Annotated in this window: 18 protein-coding genes; 12 read left to right on the top strand and 6 right to left on the bottom strand. The window is 70.1% G+C overall.

Annotation, left to right across the window (positions count from 1 at the left end):
• Positions 1–107: 107 nt before the first annotated feature.
• The 3 genes from ACIRGA_RS11730 to ACIRGA_RS11720 all read left to right on the top strand — a co-directional run bounded on the left by ACIRGA_RS11730 (position 108) and on the right by ACIRGA_RS11720 (position 2,669).
• Entirely contained in the window at positions 108–1,769 is a 1,662-nt protein-coding gene (locus tag ACIRGA_RS11730; protein WP_400939844.1) for a thiamine pyrophosphate-binding protein, read from the top strand.
• A gap of 262 nt (positions 1,770–2,031) precedes the next feature.
• Positions 2,032–2,202 carry a hypothetical protein gene (locus ACIRGA_RS11725; protein ID WP_400939606.1) on the top strand — a complete coding sequence of 57 codons (171 nt, stop codon included), beginning with the start codon at positions 2,032–2,034 and terminating at the stop codon, positions 2,200–2,202.
• Between the two features lie 263 nt (positions 2,203–2,465).
• Entirely contained in the window at positions 2,466–2,669 is a 204-nt protein-coding gene (locus ACIRGA_RS11720) for a cold-shock protein (RefSeq protein ID WP_005163378.1), read from the top strand.
• A gap of 148 nt (positions 2,670–2,817) precedes the next feature.
• Here the strand turns inward: ACIRGA_RS11720 and ACIRGA_RS11715 are convergent, their stop codons facing one another.
• Both ACIRGA_RS11715 and ACIRGA_RS11710 read right to left on the bottom strand, forming a co-directional pair.
• On the bottom strand, positions 2,818–3,480 hold the full coding sequence (locus ACIRGA_RS11715; RefSeq protein ID WP_400939604.1) for a response regulator: 663 nt from the start codon (positions 3,478–3,480) through the stop codon (positions 2,818–2,820).
• On the bottom strand, positions 3,477–4,736 hold the full coding sequence (locus ACIRGA_RS11710) for a sensor histidine kinase (protein WP_400939602.1): 1,260 nt from the start codon (positions 4,734–4,736) through the stop codon (positions 3,477–3,479). The genes ACIRGA_RS11715 and ACIRGA_RS11710 overlap by 4 nt, the downstream gene beginning before the upstream one ends.
• A gap of 132 nt (positions 4,737–4,868) precedes the next feature.
• On the opposite strand from ACIRGA_RS11710, the gene ACIRGA_RS11705 reads away from it, so the two are divergent.
• The 8 genes from ACIRGA_RS11705 (at position 4,869) to ACIRGA_RS11670 (ending at position 12,132) form a co-directional block, all read left to right on the top strand.
• Positions 4,869–5,558, top strand: a complete 690-nt coding sequence (locus ACIRGA_RS11705) for a DUF998 domain-containing protein (protein ID WP_400939599.1) — start codon at positions 4,869–4,871, stop codon at positions 5,556–5,558.
• Positions 5,509–6,381: an ATP-NAD kinase gene (locus tag ACIRGA_RS11700; RefSeq protein WP_400939597.1), complete on the top strand. Its 873-nt coding sequence runs from the start codon at positions 5,509–5,511 to the stop codon at positions 6,379–6,381. The genes ACIRGA_RS11705 and ACIRGA_RS11700 overlap by 50 nt, the downstream gene beginning before the upstream one ends.
• An 82-nt stretch (positions 6,382–6,463) precedes the next feature.
• Positions 6,464–7,714: a GAF domain-containing protein gene (locus ACIRGA_RS11695; RefSeq protein WP_400939594.1), complete on the top strand. Its 1,251-nt coding sequence runs from the start codon at positions 6,464–6,466 to the stop codon at positions 7,712–7,714.
• 67 nt (positions 7,715–7,781) lie between these two features.
• Complete coding sequence (locus tag ACIRGA_RS11690; RefSeq protein WP_400939591.1) at positions 7,782–7,904, top strand: hypothetical protein; 123 nt, start codon at positions 7,782–7,784, stop codon at positions 7,902–7,904.
• An 8-nt stretch (positions 7,905–7,912) separates the two neighbouring features.
• Positions 7,913–9,040: a sensor histidine kinase gene (locus ACIRGA_RS11685; protein WP_400939588.1), complete on the top strand. Its 1,128-nt coding sequence runs from the start codon at positions 7,913–7,915 to the stop codon at positions 9,038–9,040.
• Positions 9,037–9,675, top strand: a complete 639-nt coding sequence (locus ACIRGA_RS11680) for a response regulator (RefSeq protein WP_400939585.1) — start codon at positions 9,037–9,039, stop codon at positions 9,673–9,675. Before ACIRGA_RS11685 ends, ACIRGA_RS11680 begins: the two co-directional genes overlap by 4 nt.
• 106 nt (positions 9,676–9,781) lie before the next feature.
• Complete coding sequence (locus ACIRGA_RS11675; protein ID WP_400939583.1) at positions 9,782–11,167, top strand: hypothetical protein; 1,386 nt, start codon at positions 9,782–9,784, stop codon at positions 11,165–11,167.
• Positions 11,167–12,132 (top strand): glutamate ABC transporter substrate-binding protein, encoded by a 966-nt coding sequence (locus ACIRGA_RS11670; RefSeq protein WP_400939580.1) that lies wholly within the window; start codon positions 11,167–11,169, stop codon positions 12,130–12,132. Before ACIRGA_RS11675 ends, ACIRGA_RS11670 begins: the two co-directional genes overlap by 1 nt.
• A 43-nt stretch (positions 12,133–12,175) precedes the next feature.
• On the opposite strand, the gene ACIRGA_RS11665 is transcribed toward ACIRGA_RS11670, so the two are convergent.
• The 4 genes from ACIRGA_RS11665 to ACIRGA_RS11650 all read right to left on the bottom strand — a co-directional run bounded on the left by ACIRGA_RS11665 (position 12,176) and on the right by ACIRGA_RS11650 (position 15,508).
• Entirely contained in the window at positions 12,176–13,660 is a 1,485-nt protein-coding gene (locus ACIRGA_RS11665) for a hypothetical protein (RefSeq protein ID WP_400939578.1), read from the bottom strand.
• Positions 13,661–13,677: 17 nt separating this feature from the next.
• Entirely contained in the window at positions 13,678–14,238 is a 561-nt protein-coding gene (locus ACIRGA_RS11660) for a DUF3558 family protein (RefSeq protein ID WP_400939575.1), read from the bottom strand.
• Positions 14,239–14,661, bottom strand: coding sequence for a hypothetical protein (locus ACIRGA_RS11655; protein WP_400939573.1), 423 nt, complete (start codon positions 14,659–14,661; stop codon positions 14,239–14,241).
• Positions 14,662–14,755: 94 nt separating this feature from the next.
• Positions 14,756–15,508, bottom strand: coding sequence for an ESX secretion-associated protein EspG (locus tag ACIRGA_RS11650; RefSeq protein ID WP_400939570.1), 753 nt, complete (start codon positions 15,506–15,508; stop codon positions 14,756–14,758).
• Between the two features lie 134 nt (positions 15,509–15,642).
• Between ACIRGA_RS11650 and ACIRGA_RS11645 the strand changes: the two genes are divergently transcribed.
• Positions 15,643–18,318 carry a tetratricopeptide repeat protein gene (locus ACIRGA_RS11645; protein WP_400939567.1) on the top strand — a complete coding sequence of 892 codons (2,676 nt, stop codon included), beginning with the start codon at positions 15,643–15,645 and terminating at the stop codon, positions 18,316–18,318.
• Positions 18,319–18,446 lie beyond the last annotated feature (128 nt).

Raw genomic sequence — 18,446 nt, 5'->3', positions numbered from 1 at the left:
TCCCTTGCTCGAACACGTTCCGAATTTCGGACATTCCGCCGCTCCGGGGTTGCCGGAATCGGAAGATCGCTTGACGGCACCGATCACCGCCCGCCTAAGCTCTTCTCATTAGATACCAACCGGGAGCGTCCGTCGCCCAGACGGCCGTGCGGATCCTGACCGAGGCGCAGATCCACCGCGTGTACGCGGTGGTGGGTGAGTCCTTCCTGGATCTGCTCGACGCGCTGCAACGCGAACGCTCGATCACCTTCGTCTCGGCGAGGCACGACTCGGGCGCCGCCTTCATGGCCGAGGCCGAAGGCAAGCTGACCGAGCACCCCGCGGTACTGCTGGCGGGCCGCGGCCCGAGCGCGGCGAATCTCGCGATCGGGGTCTCCACGGCGTACCAGGACGAGAGCCCGATGGTCGTCCTCCTGGAGAACCCGCCGCAGAATCCGGGCCCGACGAGCGAGCTGCCCACCGCGGACCTGACCGCGATGTTCGAGCCGATCGCCAAGTGGACCGGTCGCGCGGAATCCCCCGACGAGGTCCCCGGCCTGCTGGTCGAGGCGCTCAACCGCTGCCGCGAGGGGCGGCCGGGGCCCACCGTGGTCGCCGTCCCCGCCGATTTCTGGGGTGTCCCGTTCGATTCGGCCAAACCGGTCGCCGCCGTGCGCCCACCCGCCACCGGCGCGCTCGGCCGGACCGCCGAGGCGGTCGCGCAGCTGGTCGACGAGGCCCGCTACCCGGTGGTGATCGTCGGCGGCCGGGCCCGCGCGGCGCGGGAAGAGCTGATCGCGGTCGCCGACGAGCTCGCCCTGCCGGTGTACAACGCGTTCCGCCGTCAGGACGCCTTCCCCGAGAACCACGCGCGCTACGCCGGCCATCTCGGCATCGGCATCCCCGCGCGGCAGCTCGACGCGCTGGAGCGCGCCGACCTCGTGCTCGCGCTGGGCACGCAGCTCGACGAGGTCACCACCCAGTCCTTCCGCTACCCGACGCCGTCGCAGACGCTGGTGCTGGTCGGCACCGGGATCGAGCCCGCCCGCCGCGGCGGCCTGACCTTCCGGGTCGACTCCGAGGTCGAGCCCTTCCTGCGTGAACTGCGCAATGTGGCCTCGCCGCGGCAACGGCGCGCGTCGGCCGCGAACGCCGCCGTGCACACCTTCATGACGCCGCCCGACACCAGCGGCGCCACCCGCGTCCACCCCGCCGACGTCATCCGCGCGGTGCGCAAACTCGCGCCCGAAGACGCGATCGTGACCAGCGACGCGGGCAACTTCGCCCAGTTCATGCACCGCTACTGGTGTTTCACCGCGCCGCGCAGCCAGCTCGGCCCGAGCAACGCGGCCATGGGCTACGCCGTTCCCGCGGCGGTCGCGGCGAAACTCGCCGAACCACGCCGGACGGTGATCGCGATGGCGGGCGACGGTGGCGCGCTGATGACCGGGCAGGAGATCGAGACCGCCGTCCGCTACCGGGTGCCGGTGACCGTCCTGGTGTTCCAGAACGGGCTGCACGGCCCGCTCGCCGTGCACCAGGCGCGCAAACACGGACGCCTGTCGGGGGTCACCGTCCCGGTCACGGACTTCGCGTCGTGGGCGCGCGGGCTCGGCGCCGCCGGGTACACCGTCGACGACCGGGAAGAGCTGGAGCCGATCATCGCGAGCGCGCTGGTGCGGCAACGGCCTTGTGTGATCGACATCCGCACGGATCCGGACGTGGTGACCCCGGACATCCGGCTGACGAGCCTGCTGGGCGCCGCGAGGCCGCAACAAGGCGGCCAGTAGGGGCCGCCACGCCGGGTACCGGACGGTACTTTTTCTCAGGGGATACACAGAAACCCTTGTGGTGCCGCCTTCACCTGCCCCAAAGGGTGGGAACGAGGTGACGACTCGGCCGACTTTCGGTCGCGGAGACCGGATTTTGTCGGTCGCCCGTGGCACAATCGCGGCAACACCGAGCCGTCCGATATGGACCGGAGCCGAGTGCCGGTGGGGTTGTTGGCACGCAGTACGTACCTAGAGCGTTGTGTTGACACTGGGAGAAAACATGGCTGACGAAACGAAGCCACAGGACAAGTCCGTTTCCGGCGTGGTGCCGGTGCAGTTCAGCGCGGACGCGGAGACCCACGACATCGCCGTCGTGGCCACGAACCGGGAGGCGTTGCGCCGTTCGCCGTTCGGCAACGAGGCGCCGCTGCGCGCGGCCAGCGGGGAATAGCCCGGCCGGTGGCCTCTCCGGCCCGAGAGGTACAGTCGGTAAAGGTGCAGTGCGGCTGCGCACACCGGGGTGATGACGCTTGTCCGCCTGCGTGAGGTGTGCTTTACTGCACCAGGTCTCGTTTTTTGTGTTCGTGTTGGTTCACGCTCGCAGAACTCAGCGGGCGTAGTGTCTCCTCGTGTTTCCGGGGAAGCAAACCGTCTGGTCATGACCCGGGCTGCCGACGTGGCTTCCTGTTTGTTTGTGTTGCATATGGAGATTTTATGACTCAGGGCACTGTGAAGTGGTTCAACTCCGAGAAGGGGTTCGGCTTCATCACTCCCGACAACGGCGGCGGCGACGTCTTCGTGCACTACAGCGAGATCAAGGGCAACGGCTTCCGTACCCTCGAGGAGAACGCCCGCGTGGAGTTCGAGATCGGGCAGGGCGCGAAGGGTCCGCAGGCCACCTCGGTCACCGTGATCTGATCCAGGTTTTCCAAGCAGGGCCGTCTTCCCCTCGGGGAGGCGGCCCTGCTGCTTTTCCGGGTCCGGCCCGGGGGGGGGGGGGGGGGGGGGGGGGGGGGGGGGGGGGGGCGGCCCCCCCCCCCCCCCCCCCCCCCCCCCCCCCCACGACTCAGCCGGGGGAGACGAGCCCCGCCTCGTAGGCGAGCACGATCGCCTGGGCCCGGTCCCGCACGCCGAGTTTCGCCAATATCCGGCCGACATACGTCTTCACGGTCTGCGCCGACAGCACCAGATCCGCGGCGATCTCCGGATTGGAGCGTCCTTTCGCGATCAACCGCAGCACTTCCCGCTCGCGTTCGGTGAGCACGTCGAACCGCGCCGGCGACGGCGGCGGAACCGGTGCGGCGGCCACGAAATTCGCGATGAGCCGCTTCGTGACCGCGGGGGAGAGCAGCGCGTCGCCGGCGGAGACCACTTCGATCGCGTTGATCAACTCGGCGGATGGCGCGTCCTTCAACAGGAATCCGCTCGCGCCCGACCGCAGCGCCTCGTAGACGTAGTCGTCCAGATGGAACGTCGTCAGGACGATCACCTTCGGCTTCTCACCGTCGCCGTCGAGCAACCGCCTCGTCGCTTCGAGGCCGTCCATGACCGGCATCCGGATGTCCATCAGGACGACGTCCGGCGGCGTCGCCAAGGCCGAGATGCCCGCGAGCGCCGCGATCCCGTCACCGGCCTGGCCCACCACGTCCAGCCCCGGCTGCGCGTTCAGCAGCCCGGCGAAGCTCTCCCGCACCAGTGCCTGGTCGTCGACGATGAAGACGGTCGTCACGCGTCACGTTCCCCCGGGAGATCCAGCTTGACGGCCACGCGGAAACCGCCGTCCGCCCGCGGCCCGGCCTCGTAGGTGCCGCCGACGAGCGTAACGCGTTCAGCGATCCCGGCAAGGCCCGTGCCGTCGCCCGCCGTGGGGGCCGCGGGCCTCGATGGCGGCCCGTTTTCGACGAGGATCGTGAGCCCGTCCGGTTCCCGCCGCACCGTGACGTCCACTCCCGCCCCCGGGCTGTGCCGCGCCGCGTTGCTCAACGCCTCCTGCAGGATCCGGTACGCGGCCAGTTCGATCAGGGCGGGAACGCCGTCCCCGCCGGAGAGTTCCGCCCGGATCTCGATCCCGGACGCCCGGCAGCCGTCGATCAGGGACGGCACCTCGGTGAGCCCGGGCTGCGGCTCGTGTTCCGGTTCGGCGTCGGTCTCGCGCAGTACGCCGACCAGCCGCCGGGCCTCGTCGAGCGCTTCCCTGGCCGCGATCCCGATGGCGCGGAACTCCTCCTCCGCGGCCTCGGACACGTCCGGGACGCGATAGCGGGCGCTGTCGGTCCGCAGCGCGATCAGCGAGAGGTGATGGCCGATGATGTCGTGCAGTTCCCTGGCGATCAGCGCGCGTTCCTGCAACGAGGCCCGTTTCGTCCGCTCCTCGACCGTCGTGCGCTCGGCCGCGTCGGCCTGCTCCAGCGCCCGGCGGCGCTGCTGCATCCCGTAGCCGGCCACGATGGTCGCGGCCACCACGAGCAACGACCACACCAAGGTCTTCGTGCCCGCGCGCGGTAGCTGGGCGATGCCGACCGCGACGGCGAGTGTCACCGCGATGATCGCGATCCCCTTGCCCTGCCCGGGTTTCGTGCGGGCGAGGGTCAGCGCGAGCACCGGCAGATACGGCAAGACCTGTACCTGCAACGGCCAGTCCGACAGCGTCGGGCCGAAGAGGGCGTGGTCGGCGGGGAAGAGGATCGCGACGATCGCGCCGACCATGCCCGCCGCGGCCACCCGGACGGCGGTCAGCGGGCGTTTGACGACCAGCAAGGGCGGCACGATCTGCAGGATCAGCAGGAAGAAGATCAGTGGCACGCTGGCGCCGCCGAGGTAACGCGCCCACGTCCCGTACGTCAGGCCCACCAGCACCGCGAGGGCGGAACCGGCGAGGACGGCCTTGATCCAGACCGGCACGCGCCACCAGGCGGACGGCGGTTCGAGATCGGCGTCGCGGCCGGTGAGGAGCGCCCACCCCAGTGAGGCGCCGAACGAGTCCATGGCTCGACGCTAACGACGCCGCGGACCGGGCACATCCCCTCCTGGGGGACACCAGGAGTCCCCCACGGGGTGACGCGGACTGCTCGCCCGGGCGGGATGTGCCGGACGGCGGCGCGCGGCCAGGCTCGGTTCATGAACGACATCAGGGGGATGCTCCGGCTGTCCGCGTCGGCATGGCTGACCGCGGGGGTGGTCATCGCGATCTACGTCGAGATCGTCAACGCCGGGGCGGTCGATCCGCTGGCCACCACCTTCAGCGAGTACGTCCATGTCGGCCAGGGCGCACGGCTCGTCGGGGTCGCCATGCTGGCCACCGGCTTCGGCGCGCTGACCGTCGCGGCCGGGGTCCGGCTGGCCGGAGCGGTGTGGGCGGGCCGGCTCGTCGCCGTGTTCGGCATCGGGCTCTGCCTGCTCGCGGTGTTCCCGCAGGAGCCGATGGACCAGCCGCTGACCTGGCACGGCGCGATCCATCGGTATGTGGCGCTCGCCGCCTTCACCGCGTTGCCGGTGGCGGGCCTGGCCCTCGGCGCGGCCCGGTGGCTGTCCTTCGCCACGTTGGCCGCGCTAGTGGTCTTCGTGTCGACGTTCCTGGTCGATGCCCGCGCGGTGAGCGGGCTGGCCGAACGGATCCTGCTGGTCCTCGAACTCGCCCTTCTGGTCGCCTTCGCGCGCCGAAGTCGCGGTGGCTTTGTGATGCAACCTCGTGCAACTCTTTCTTTCGTGGCCCGGACGTCGTTTCCTTGTAGGGACTTGGCGCGGCAGCGGAGGACATGTGGGCGAAGCGGTTGCGGGGATCGTGGCGAACCCCGCTTCGGAGCGTGACATCCAGAGCCTGCGTTCGGCACTGAGGGTGGCCGGCGTCGGCCGCGTGATGGTGTGGACCGACGCGGGGAAGATCATCGGCACCGTCCGCCGGATGGTGGACGCGGGTGCGAGCGTGCTGATCTGCCTGGGCAACGAGACCATGATGCGGGCCGCGGCGGCCGCCTGTGGCGACGTCCCGCTGCTGATGTTGCCCGCCGGGGGCGCCGACGAGTCCACCGTCGCCGGGCTCGCCGCCGGGCTGGTGGCCACCCATCAGGTGGACACGGACCTGGTCACGAACCGCGCGACCGTGCTCGAGGTCGTCACGAAGGCTCGCCGCGAGATCGCGCTGATCGACGTCAGCGTGTGCTCGGAGAGCCGGTGGGATCCCCTGTCGCTGACCGAGCTGTACTGCACCTTCGCGGTTCCGGACGGGGTCGGGCTGTCGAGTATCCCCGGGCGGCTGTGCCCCAGCCCGAAGTCCACTGTGGACGGTGTCGCGGTCTCGCTCGGGCCGGTCGACGAGACGCCGTACGTCGTGCAGGCGCCGATCGCGCCCGGCGAGGTCCGGGCGGTGGGCGTCCGCGGCTGGAGCGTGCTGCACGCCGGGGTCCGCGTCGATCTCGCCGCCGGCGGCGGCTCCATCGCGCTGGACGGCCAGCCGCATTTCGTGCTCAAGCAAGGAGAGAGCGCTTTCGTCGAACTGAAGCCCGATGGGCCGTGGTGCGTCGACGTCCGCGCCGTGATGGCCGAGGCCACCAGGACCGGCCTGCTGCTGGGCCGGAAACCGACGGGGGCCTTTGCCGCGTCCCACCTGGCGGACGCGCCCTTCCCCGGGTAGCCCACGCCCAGGTCACAGAGACCTTCCGCTCCCCGGGACGCCCGGGCACACTGGCCTGAACAGAGCAGAAGGAGTAGGCCAGGTGCAGCTCGAGGCGGCGCTGCCGGTCGGTGCGGATCCGCGGCGGCACGCGCGTGCCCTCGCCGAAGTGCGCGAGGCCGCGCTCGCCGGGACCACGCTCCCGGGACGGCCGCGCGCGGTCATCGGCGCGTCCTGGCAGCGTATGCGGCGGCTGGGCCTGGACCCGGATCGCGGCTCGCCGACTTCTCCGCTCGCCCCGGAACAGCTGGAAGCCCGGCGTCGCGGCAGCGGCCTCGCGGCCGTCCTCCCCGACCTTCGCGGTGGTCTGATCGGCCTCGCCGAGGAGGCCGCGCACATCATGGCCGTCGTCGACGCCGACGGCCGGGTGCTCTGGCGCGACGGCAGCGTCGCGGTCCGGCGTCGCGCCGACGGGCTCGGGTTCGTCGAAGGGGTCGACTGGCACGAGCCCGCCGCGGGCACCAACGCCATCGGGACCGCGCTGGTCGCCCGGCATCCGGTGCAGGTCTATTCGGCCGAGCACTACGTCAGCAACCAGCACGACTGGACCTGCGCCGCCGCGCCACTGCACGATCCGAGGAACGGCAGGCTGCTCGGCGCCGTGGACCTCTCGGGACCGGCGTCCACCGTGCATCCGAGCACCCTCGCCCTGGTCGACGCGGTCGCGAAGCTCGCCGAAGCGCATCTGCGCACCACGCACCTCTCGGATCTCGAACGGTTGCGCGGACTGGCGACGCCGCTGCTCGCCAAGGTGAAGGGCCGGGCGGTCATCACCGACCCGCACGGCTGGATCGCGGCCTCGGCGGGGCTGGTCCCGGTCGGCCGGATCGCGCTGCCGAACGACGCGGCCCCCGGCCGCACCTGGCTGCCGACGTACGGGAATTGCCTGCTGGAGCCGCTGCCCGGCGGCTGGCTCGTCCGGCTCACCGAGGAGGAGGACGCGCCGCCGACCAGGGTGGTGCTCGATCTGAGGTCTTCGCGGGAAAGCACGCTGCGCGTCTCGGGCGCGGCCGGCACCTGGTCGCATCGGCTGAGCCCGCGGCACGCGGAAATGCTGTACGTCCTCGCACGCCATCGTGAGGGGAGGTCGGCGTCGGAACTGTCGCTCGACCTCTTCGGCGACGCCGGCCGCACCGTCACCGTCCGCGCGGAGATGTCCAGGATGCGGCGGCATTTCGGCGGGTTCCTGCTGGCCAGGCCGTACCGGTTCGACGACGACGTCGAGGTCGTCGTCGAACGGCCGGCCGACGGCGAGGTTCTCCCCCACTCCGTCGCGCCCGCCGTCCGGGCTTGAACGTCCAACCACCGCTCAACCCGCCGGTGGTCCCGCTCCACCCCTCGACGTGCCTAACGTCCGTGACATGGGAAAAATGAACGTGAAAGGCCTGTTGGGGCTGGTAGTCGTGGGTGTCATCGTCCTGCTCGGGTTCCTGGCCTACCGGCTGATCCTGGTCGAGATGATCACGCGTCTGAGCGATCACTGAGGGGGGAGATGGGGAAGCGGGAGAAGCCGCTGCTGCCGGACACGATCGCGCCGAGCTGGCTGGTCGTCCAGCTGCTCGGCACGGCCGCGGTCGTGGTGGTGCTGCTGACCGCGAGCGAGTCCAGTCCGTGGATCTGGGCGGCGTACGGCGTCTGCGGGGCCTGCTGGCTGGGTTTCGTGGCGGCCTCTCCGCGCTTTCCCCGGATGGCGACCGTCCTGCTCGCGGTGGCGAGTGTCGCGCCGTCGATCGCGCTCGGCTGGGCGGAGGATTCCTCCGCCATCGTGCTGGCGGTGGTCACGGTCAGCCGGTTCGCCACCCTGACCGAGCCGTCGGTGGCCGCCATCTTGGGGGTGGTGGGGCTCGACGCGAGCCTCGCGGCGGTCACCGGCCTGGTCGCGGGCGCGTCCGGACCGCTGGTGTTCGGCAACGTCGGCGTGCTGCTCGTGCTGATGCTGCTGGGCTTGAACCGGCGGCAGTACGAGGTGCAGGCGGCGCAGGCGGCCGCGTTGCTGGAGCAGACCAAGCTGGCGCAGACCGAACACGCGCGGGCGGCGGCGCTCGACGAGCGCACCCGGATCGCCAGGGAGATCCACGACGTGCTCGCGCATTCGCTGGGAGCGCTGGGAATCCACCTCGAGGTCGCCGAGGCCCTGCTCGCCGAGAAGTCCGATGTGGACGGTGCGCTCGGCAGGGTCCGGTTGTCGCGGCGGCTGGCCGCGGACGGGCTCGCCGAGGCACGGGACGCGGTCGCCGCCCTGCGCAGCGACGTCCCGCCACTGGCCGAAGCCTTGCGGCACTTGGCGGACGCGCACCACGACAAGGTGCCCTTCGAGGTCGTGGGGGAGCAGCGGCCGCTGCCGTCCGCCGCGGTGGTCTCGTTGGTGGGCGTCGCGCGGGAGGCGCTGACCAACGCGGCGAAGCACGCTTCGGGGCGGCCGGTGTCGCTCCGGCTCCGGTTCACGCGGACGGAGGTCCGCTTGGAGGTGTGGAACGAACTCGGCGACACCGTCCGATCGGAGGACGCCGGCGGATTCGGACTCACCGGGATGCGCGAGCGGCTCGCCCTCACCGGTGGCACGCTGACCGCGGGCCCGGGTGACGGGCGCTGGACGGTGGAGGCGGTGGTGCGGGCGTGATCCGGGTGGTCGTGGTCGATGACCAGCAGGTCATGCGCGAAGGGCTCGTCGCGTTGCTCGGGCTGATCGACGGCGTCGAGGTCGCCGGCTCCGCGGGCGACGGGCGGCAGGCGCTCGACCTGCTCCGCCATACCGCGGCCGACGTCGTGCTGATGGACCTCCGCATGCCCGTCCTGGACGGGGTGGCCGCGACCAGGCTGCTCAAACGCGATCACCCGGAAGTGGCGGTCGTCGTCCTCACGACGTACGCGGACGACACGTCGATCGCCGACGCGGTGCGCGCCGGAGCCCGCGGCTACCTGACCAAGGACGCGGGCCGCGCCGAGATCGGGGCGGCCGTCCGCTCCGCCGCCAACGGGCAGGCGATCTTCGCCGCGGAAGTCTCCGACAGACTCGTCGCCGCGCTCGATTCGAGAACGGTCACGCGGGCCAAGGCCGAGCTGCCGGACGGGCTCACCGCACGCGAAGCCGAAGTGCTCGGCCTCGTCGCGCGCGGGCTGTCCAATCCGGAGATCGCGGCCGAGCTGTTCATCGGCGAGGCGACCGTGAAAAGCCATATCAACCACACCTTCGCCAAGATCGGTGTGCGCAATCGTGCGGAGGCCGTACGGTACGGCCTGGAAAAAGGCCTTTGAGGCTGCCCGCAGATCACGTGCCGATGACACACGCCGGTGTCACTGGCTGCGCTGATCCCGACTCGGATACCTTCTTTGCGGATAGAGCCAATGGGGAGGATCGGCGATGACGAGCACTGTGACCCGGCCGGGGAGCCCCGCGCCACCCCCCGCGCCGGAAGGCCGCGGCGGGATCGCCGGGCTGCTCGAGCTGCCGGGGAACGGGATCCGCGCGATCGTCCGGTCCGCGGCGACCACGCCGGGCAGGCTGTCGGTGATCGCGATCGGGCTCGTCCTGCTGTCGCTGGTCGCGGGGCTGTTCGGCACGCTGGCCGCGCAGGACAAGAAGGACACGATCAACGGCCTGATCGACCACCGCGAACCGCTGGCCGCCGCCGCGCAACAGGTCTATCGCGCGCTTTCGGACGCCGACGCGACAGCGGCCAGTTCGTTCCTCTCCATCGGCACCGAGCCGCTCCCGATGCGCCAGCGGTACGAACGCGACATCGCGGAGGCCGGGGCGGCGCTGGCGAAGGCGGCATCGGACTCGTCCGGCGCCGGCACCGCGGCCGAGCAGATCAACATCCTCGGCCGCGAGATCCCCGTCTACACGGGACTGATCGAGACCGCGCGTGTCTACAACCGGCAGGGTTATCCCGTCGGCGCCTCGTATCTGCGCGAGGCGTCGGAGCTGATGCGGTCGAAAATCCTTCCCGCCGCACAGGATCTGTACCGCACCGACACCGACCGGCTGGCCGCCGAACAGGACGACGCGACCGGATTCCCTTGGCTGTCAACGGCTTTGGTCCTCGCCCTGCTCGCCGCGCTGATCGTCACGCAGGTGCACCTGACGCGGAAGACCAATCGGCTGCTGAACGTCGGGCTCGTCGTCGCGACCGCGTCGGTGGTGGTCGCCCTGCTGTGGGGCACGGTCGCGCTGATCGTGCAGAGCACCCTCGTCGGTGGCGGTGAAGAAGACGGCTCGCACCAGGTGGACGTGCTCGTCCGGGCCAGGATCGCGGCGCTGCAGGCGCGAGCCGACGAAACGCTGACCCTCGTCGCGCGCGGCGACGGCGCGGCGTACGAAAAGAACTTCGGCGATCTCGCCGCGCAACTCGGCGGGACGGACGGCCAAGGCGGTCTGCTCGGCGAGGCCCGCGGGCTCGCGGCGGGCGGCGGGGCCGCGGAGAAGGTGGACGCGGCCATCCAGGCGGCGTCGGCGTGGTTCAAGGCGCACGGTGAGGTGCGGCGGCAGGACGACGACGGCTTCTATCAGGACGCCGTCGCCACGGCCATCCGCGACGACAAGAAGGACGGCGCCGCCGGGGCGTTCCTGCGGCTCGACGAGAACCTGGTGGCCGCGATCAACGTGGGACGACAGGAATTCCTCGACGACACCCGCGGTGCCGACCGCGCGCTGACCCTGCTCGCGCCGGGCATCGCGGTGCTGGCGGTGCTGGCGGCGGCGGGGTCCGCCTTGGGAATCCGTGAACGGCTGAGGGAGTACCGGTGATGCGGAACGGTCTGCGAACGGCCGTGCTCGGCGCGGTGTTGGTGCTGGCGACGGCTTGTGGCAGCGCGGGGGCGCCGGTCGACCCGGCCCCCGTCGGCGACGTCGCGCCGCCGCAGCCCGCGAACGTCGGCGGCGCCGACAACACCGGCGGCGGCGGGACGACCGACACGAGCTGCAACCCGCTGGCCAGCCTGCGGCCGACCAGCGGCACGTCGATCACCAGCGGCTCGACGATGGCGAAGATCAAGGAGAACGGCAAGCTCGTCGCGGGCGTCGACCAGACGACGTTCCTGTTCGGTTTCCGGAATCCGACGTCGGGCCAGCTCGAAGGTTTCGACATCGACATGGTCAACGAGATCGCGAAGGCGATCTTCGGCAGCGCGGAAGGCCGCGTGCAGTTCCGGGCCATCCCGTCGAAACTGCGGGAAGAAGTACTCGAGAAGAAGCAGGTCGACATCGTGGTGCGGACCTACAGCATCACCTGCAGCCGGCTGAAGAGGGTCAACTTCTCAACCGCGTATTACCAGGCTGGACAACGGATCCTGGTCGAATCCGGCTCGAAGGTCGCCCAGCTGTCGGACCTCGCCGGGCGGCGGGTGTGCGCGACCAAGACGTCGACCTCGCTGACGAAGATCGCGGCGGATCCGTCGAAGCCGGTGCCCGTCTCGGTGGACAACTGGTCGGACTGCCTGGTGATGCTGCAGCAGAAGCAGGTCGAGGCCGTGTCGACGGACGACGTCATCCTCGCCGGGATGCTCGCGCAGGACCCGACGCTGAAGATCGTGGGGGACCGGTTCACCGAGGAGAACTATGGCATCGGTGTCCCGAAGGAGAACGAGGACATGGTGCGGTACGTGAACGCCGTGCTGGAGAACGTGCGCGGTGGCGCGTGGCAGGCGAGCTACGCGAAATGGATCGGGAACAAACTCGAGGGCGGGACGCCGCCTTCGCCTCAGTACAAATGAGAACGGGCCGTTCGGGATTCGCTCCCGAACGGCCCGCTCAGGTTTACGGGGATTTGTCGCCGATCACCGGCGGCACCGGCTTCATCTCGCCGTCGTAGCCGCCGAACAACACGTCGGCGTCTTCCTCTTGTAAGTAGTTCGGGGCCTTCTTTTCCTTGTCCTCGTCCTTCTGCCCCTTGCCGCCGGGCGCGCCGCCGCCCATCGGTCCCTGGCCGCCGCCCTTGCCCGCCGCAGCCGCGCCGCCCCGGGTGACCCGCTCCTCCGCCAGCTTGCCCGACCCGGACCCGCCGCCCTTGCCCGCGAGCTTCTCGGCATCACCGGCGGACACCTTGCCGCCCGCGAGCCGCTCGGCGACGTTGCCCGATCCGCCGTTGCGCCCGAACCCGCCGCCTCCGCCACTGGTCAACCGGCTCGCCGCACTGCCACCCGGCCCGCTCGTCGTCCGGCCGGGCTTGCCGCGATACTGCTCGCTGCCCAGCCGCCCGAGCCCGGTGGGACCAGGCCCGTTCATCGCCGCCAACCCCGGCGCCGGCCCCGGCCGGAACGTCCCCGGCGGCCCGCTGACCGGCTGATTCGGCCCCGTCACGCCGGTGTGCCCGCCACCCGTGGTGATCCCGGGCCCCGGCGCCGGCCCGCTGGGACCACCCGGCACTCCTGGCCCTGGACCACTGTTGGGCCCAGGCCCCGGCCCGCCGCTGAAGCCCCTGGGGTCGGTGGTGCCCCCGGAAAACCCGGACGCCGTCGTCGACTCGCCCATCTCCGGCGGCGGGGCGAAGGTGGGCTGCTTGGAATTGACGTCGAAGAGCGACTGGTCGTAGTTGTGCATCACCTGCGCGGCCTGCTGATGCGCCTGGAACGACTGCTCCTGCTTGGCCGAGATGTTGCCGACCGTGTCCACCGCGCCGGCGAGATTCCCCGTCGCGAGCTGGTTGAGGGCGTTCTTGTACTCGGCGTTGCGATCGAACGGAACCTCTTCGGGCATGGAGTTCTTCGCGGTGGTGGCCGCGGCGGCGGACTGGGAGAACCGGTTGGACGCGAGGTACGCCCCGTCGCCCGCGGTGTCGGCCCACTTGCTGAGGCTCTTGAAGAACCCGTGCGCGGCCTCCGCGGACGGCCCCTGCCAGTGCGCGCCTTCCTTGTTGGCGGCGGAACTGAGGGCGTTGCCGAAGGTGTTCAGCGCGTCGCCTTGGTTGTTCCAGAGCTCGCCTTTTTGGTCGATCTTCTCGGCGGAGAGGTTGTTGGTGACCATGCCGATCAGGTCGCCGTGCGAGTTGCCCTCGTAGCGCTGACCCGACGGCCCGAGTCCGCCTCGGAACTGTTGACCCTGGGCGAGAACTTCGGCCTGCTCGCCCGAATACTCACCGGCCTTCGCCTCCGCCGTCATCCGAGCGGTGACCGAGTTGCCTCCGGGACCTTGGTTGACCTCGTCGTAGGTTTCCGCGTAGCGCTTGCCCTCGTAGGTCCGGTGCGCCTTGCCGTCGGCACGCGCCAACGAGCCGATGATCTCCTGGCCGACGTTCTCCGCCATGGTCCCCTCCCTATCCGTCAGTTCACTCTGGGCAGTTTGGGCGCGATCTGCTCGGCCATCGGCCTCACGGCGGCGCAGGCCGCGTCGTTTTCGGTGAACGACATCGAGATGGACACTGTGGCCCTGGCCGTCGCGGTCACCGCGATTCCGATCATGCAGCTGCCTTTACCCGCGTTGCCTTTGATCTCGACCGCATCGCGGCCGTCGATCGTCGTCGGGCTCTTGGTGCCGCCGTCCAACTTGAGGTCGTTGATCCCGGCGTTGGGGACCAGATAGGCGGAGACGCTCCCATAACGGGGTTTGCTTGTGCCGCAACCATTGTCGCTTTGGTAGGTTTCGACCTCGACCGGGTCGAATCCCTGCGCCGAAGTGATCGGCTCGAGTAAGTCGCATGCCTTCAAATCGGCGAAGACGTCCTTCGGCGGTTCGGAACTTTTCCGGCTCTCGCTTGAAGGGGCTTGCGATGACGGAGTCGCGGAGCCCCGATTCTCGGTCGTACATCCCGCGACGAACGAAGGCGTCGCCATCAGCGTCAGCAGGACGGCGAGCTTCAGGGTTTTCGGCCGACTGTGGCGCATCTAGTGGATTTCCTTGCCGATCTTGGACAGGTCCATGCTGCCCGCATGGTCGCTGGACTTGTATTTGCTCATCGCGGTATCGATGGCCGAAAACGCGCGTTCGACCACGGCTTTCAGGGTCTCGAGTTGTGTTTTCGCGGATTGCCCGTCGCCTGACGCGATCAAGGACATGTGCTGGCCGACCTGGCCGGCGTACGGACTTCCTCCGAGCTCGGGGGATTGACCGAGGTCGTCGAAGTGATTGCGGTTCCTGATCCAGCTATCCAGATAGTCCTGCAGGGCCGCCTTGTACGCGTTCCCCATCTCCTCGCTGACCGCGAACCGCCCCTCCTTCGCCGCCGTCAGCATCCGATCGGCCTGCGCCGAGAAGTCGCCCAGAATGTCCGAGAAGTTGCCCGGCGGTCCGCCGGTGCCGTCCGTCATGGTCTCTCCCCTGTACCAAGTCCCGGTTACTCGTAGCGCTCGTCAGATCACGATATCAGCGGAAACGGCCTCGAAGGCCGCCTTCCGGCGAGGATCACGCGCTGCCGACGCGGGCGGCTTCGACCAGGTCGTGGATCCATCGTGCCAGGTGAGAGCCACTCGTCGGGGTGAACGTGCGGCGGACTTCGCCGTCGGGGAAGCGGTCGGTGGTGAGCATGAAGCGGCCCTGAAGACTGTCGAACCACTGGACGCTCTTCTGCTGCGGTTTGCCCCGGTCGTCGCGCAGGGTGAGGCTGATCGTGCCCAGCCGCGCGAGCGGGTGTTCGAAGAAGCGGGCGGCCGCGCCCAGGCGGAGGTTGTCCGGGTCCTCGTCGAACGGGTCGTCCGGTCGTTTGGCCGGGGGGAGCGTGCTGGACGTCGTCACCCGGCCGGGGAACGGTGGCAGTGACGGCAGATAACCGAGGAGGGTCGCGACGACCTGCTCGGGGTAGACCGGTTCGAAGAGGATGTCGAAGCCGCGCTGCTCGCTCACGACGCCCAGGCGGCTGTTCCACGCACCCCGATAGAGGTATTCGGCGTCCTGCTCGACCTCGTGCGCCTCCATGGTGACGACGAAATCCCCGGTGGCCCAGAGCCGGAGGGACTGTTCGTAGTCGCGCAGGAGTTCGTGGCCGCGGGCGAAGCCCCGGTCGGCCAGTCCCGCCCAGATCTCTTCGCAGTGCCGCTCGCGTTCGGTGATGGTGGTTCCGACGGTCGGGATCTCGAAGGGCAGCACGAATCTGCCGAGCCCGAGTTCTTCGAGTACGACGTCGAGCTGGGCCATCGACATCGAAAATGACGCAGGCACCGGTCCTCCCCCTCATCACCTGCTGAATCGGTTCTCTCCCGCACCGTAGCGGGTTCGACCCGGCGCGGGCACGACCTGGCCGCTCACCTCTAAGATCGGGGATGACGTGGTCGCGGGGATTTCGGGAGGTACCAGTGTCGGAAGAGCCGCGCCGTCCTCGGCACGCAGCGCCGGACGACGCCACGCCGGACCGTGAGGCGGAGCCCGCCTCCTGGACGCCGCCGGCGCCGGTCCGCTGGGAAACGCCCGAACCGTCCATTTCCGGCAGGCTCGATCTCTCCGAGCCGTCGCGGCCGAAGCCGGAGCCCCAGCCGGAGACGGACGCCGAGCGCACGATCTACCACGCGCCCGTCCAGCGTCCGCAGACTCCGCCGCGCGGCCAGCAGCGGCCGATCCCCGGCGCCGAGGACCCGACGCGCCCGCCGGGCGACATGGCCCCGGTGAGCCCTCGGACCCAGGTCGTCCGCCCCGATTGGCAGACACCGCCCGACGCGCCGCAGCCGACGAGTGTGCTGTCCTCGCCGACGCCGGAGACGCAGAGCATCATGCCGCCGACGCCGCGCGTCGACAACGGACCCGGGCCGCTGCCCGACCCGGGCACGGAAAGCGTCCTCCCCGAACGTTCCAGCGAAAGCCGGGGCACCGGCACCGGCACCGGATCGGGTAGCCGGGGCACGGGCACCGGCACGGGAACAGGTTCGTTCCCCGGCACCGCCCGCCGGACGTCGTCGCGCACCTCGCGTCGTGGCCGTCTCGGCGCCGGGCTAGTCGACGTCCCGCAGGTGCCGTATCGCGACCCCGCGTCCGCCGTCCTCGAGAACCCGATGGTGTCGGAGGAGAAGCGCTTCTGCAGCAGCTGCAGCGCGAAGGTCGGCCGCGGCAAGGACGGCAAACCCGGCTCGCCCGAGGGCAACTGCGAAAAGTGCGGGACGCCGTTCTCCTTCGTCCCGAAGCTGCGGCCGAACGAGATCGTCGGCGGCCAGTACGAGGTGCTCGGCGCGCTCGCGTACGGCGGCCTCGGCTGGATCTACCTCGCGCAGGACCACAACGTCAGCGACCGCTGGGTGGTGCTCAAGGGCCTGATCGACACCGGCGACGCCACCGCGATGGCGGCCGCCGCCAACGAGCAGCGGTTCCTCGCCGAGGTCGAGCACCCCAACATCGTCAAGATCCACAACTTCGTGCAGCACCCGGACGGCGACACCGGCAACTCGGTCGGCTACATCGTCATGGAGTACGTCGGCGGCCAGTCGCTGCGCCAGCTGGCGCTCGCGCACCACCGCGAGACGAAGCGCCCGGAGCCGCTGCCGATCGGGCAGGTGATCGCCTACGGTCTCGAGATCCTGCCCGCCATGGGCTACCTGCACGGCCAGAACCTGCTGTACTGCGACCTCAAGCCCGACAACGTCATCCAGACGCACGAACAGCTCAAGCTGATCGACCTCGGCGCGGTCCGTCGCGTCGACGACTACGAGAGCCCGCTGTTCTTCACCACCGGCTACAGCGCGCCCGAGCTGGCGACGCACGGTGCTTCGGTGGCATCGGACCTGTACACGGTCGGCCGTACGCTCGCCGTCCTCAGCTTCGAATTCTCCGGCTACACCACCAAGTACAAGGCGACCCTGCCCGGCCCGGACGTCGTCCCGCTGTTCGCGCTCTTCGGTTCGTACTACCGCTTCTTGAAGCGCGCGACGCACACCGACCCGGATCGCCGGTTCATCGCGGCCGAGGAGATGGCCGACCAGCTGACCGGCGTGCTCCGCGAGATCATGGCGCTGGGCACCGGGAAACCACGCCCTGGCGCGTCGACCGTCTTCGGGCCGGAGACCCGCACGTTCGGCGTCGACATGGTCGTTCCGGAACACGGCGGGAGCGTGCCGCTGCCCGATCCGGGCGAGGTGGTCGCGGGTCTGCCGATCCCGCAGGTCGACACGGACGACCCGGCGGCGGGCGTGCTCGCGTCGACGGTCGCGCTCGATCCCGCGGGCGCGATCGAGTCGCTGGCCGGAGCGCCGCGCGAGTCGATCGAGGTCCGGCTGCGCATCGTCCGCGCCCGGATCGAGCTCGGTGAGCTGGTCGAGGCGCAGCGGCAGCTGCAGGCCGCGCAGTACCTCGCGATCAAGGCCGGTTTTCCGCACGACTGGCGGATCGACTGGTACCGCGGCCTCATCGAGCTCGCGGGCGGACGGTCCCGCGTCGCGCAGGTCGCGTTCGAAGCGGTGTACGACGACCTTCCCGGGGAGATCGCGCCGAAGCTGGCTTTGGCCGTCAGCGCGGAGGGCGTCGGGGACTACTTCGGCGCCGCGCGTTACTACGAGCTGGTGTGGCGAACGGACCGGTCGTACGTCAGCGCCGCCTTCGGGCTCGCTCGCGTGTACCTCGCGCAAGGCGCCAGGGCCAGCGCGATCGAGGTGCTCGAGGCCGTACCGGCGTCGTCGTCGCATCACGTCGCGGCGCAGGTGGCCGCGATCAAGATCAAGACCAGGATCAACGGCGGCGGCAAGGACCCGGTGATGGTGTCCGAGCGGGATCTCGTCGACGCCTCGACGCGCCTGGAGCGGTTGCAGCTCGACGCCGAACGCCGCACACGCTTGTCGGCGGAGGTCCTCGAAGCGGCGTACGGCTGGCTCAACTCACAGAACCAGCCGACACCCGGCGCGAAGGTGCTGGGTTGTGCCCTGGACGAACGAGACCTGCGGTTCGGGCTCGAGCGCTGCTACCGGACGTTGGCACGGTTGGCCGGATCGGTCGACAAACGAGTCGAACTGGTCGACAAGGCGAACGCGATCCGGCCGCGAACCCTCACCTAGCCACGCAACCCAAGTACGCAACCGAAAGGTCTCCCAAAGGGCGCCTGCGCCCGACGGAGACTTCACCGTCGAGCGCCCTCTTTAGGCCGAAGGCCACGAAAACTCGATGGAGGGGCGCCTCCATCCAC

The sequence above is a fragment of the Amycolatopsis sp. NPDC102389 genome, from assembly GCF_044765885.1.
In the GTDB taxonomy this organism is placed as follows: domain Bacteria; phylum Actinomycetota; class Actinomycetes; order Mycobacteriales; family Pseudonocardiaceae; genus Amycolatopsis.
Note: the sequence above shows the minus strand (reverse complement) of the source record. Positions and strands in the feature narration are given on the sequence as shown.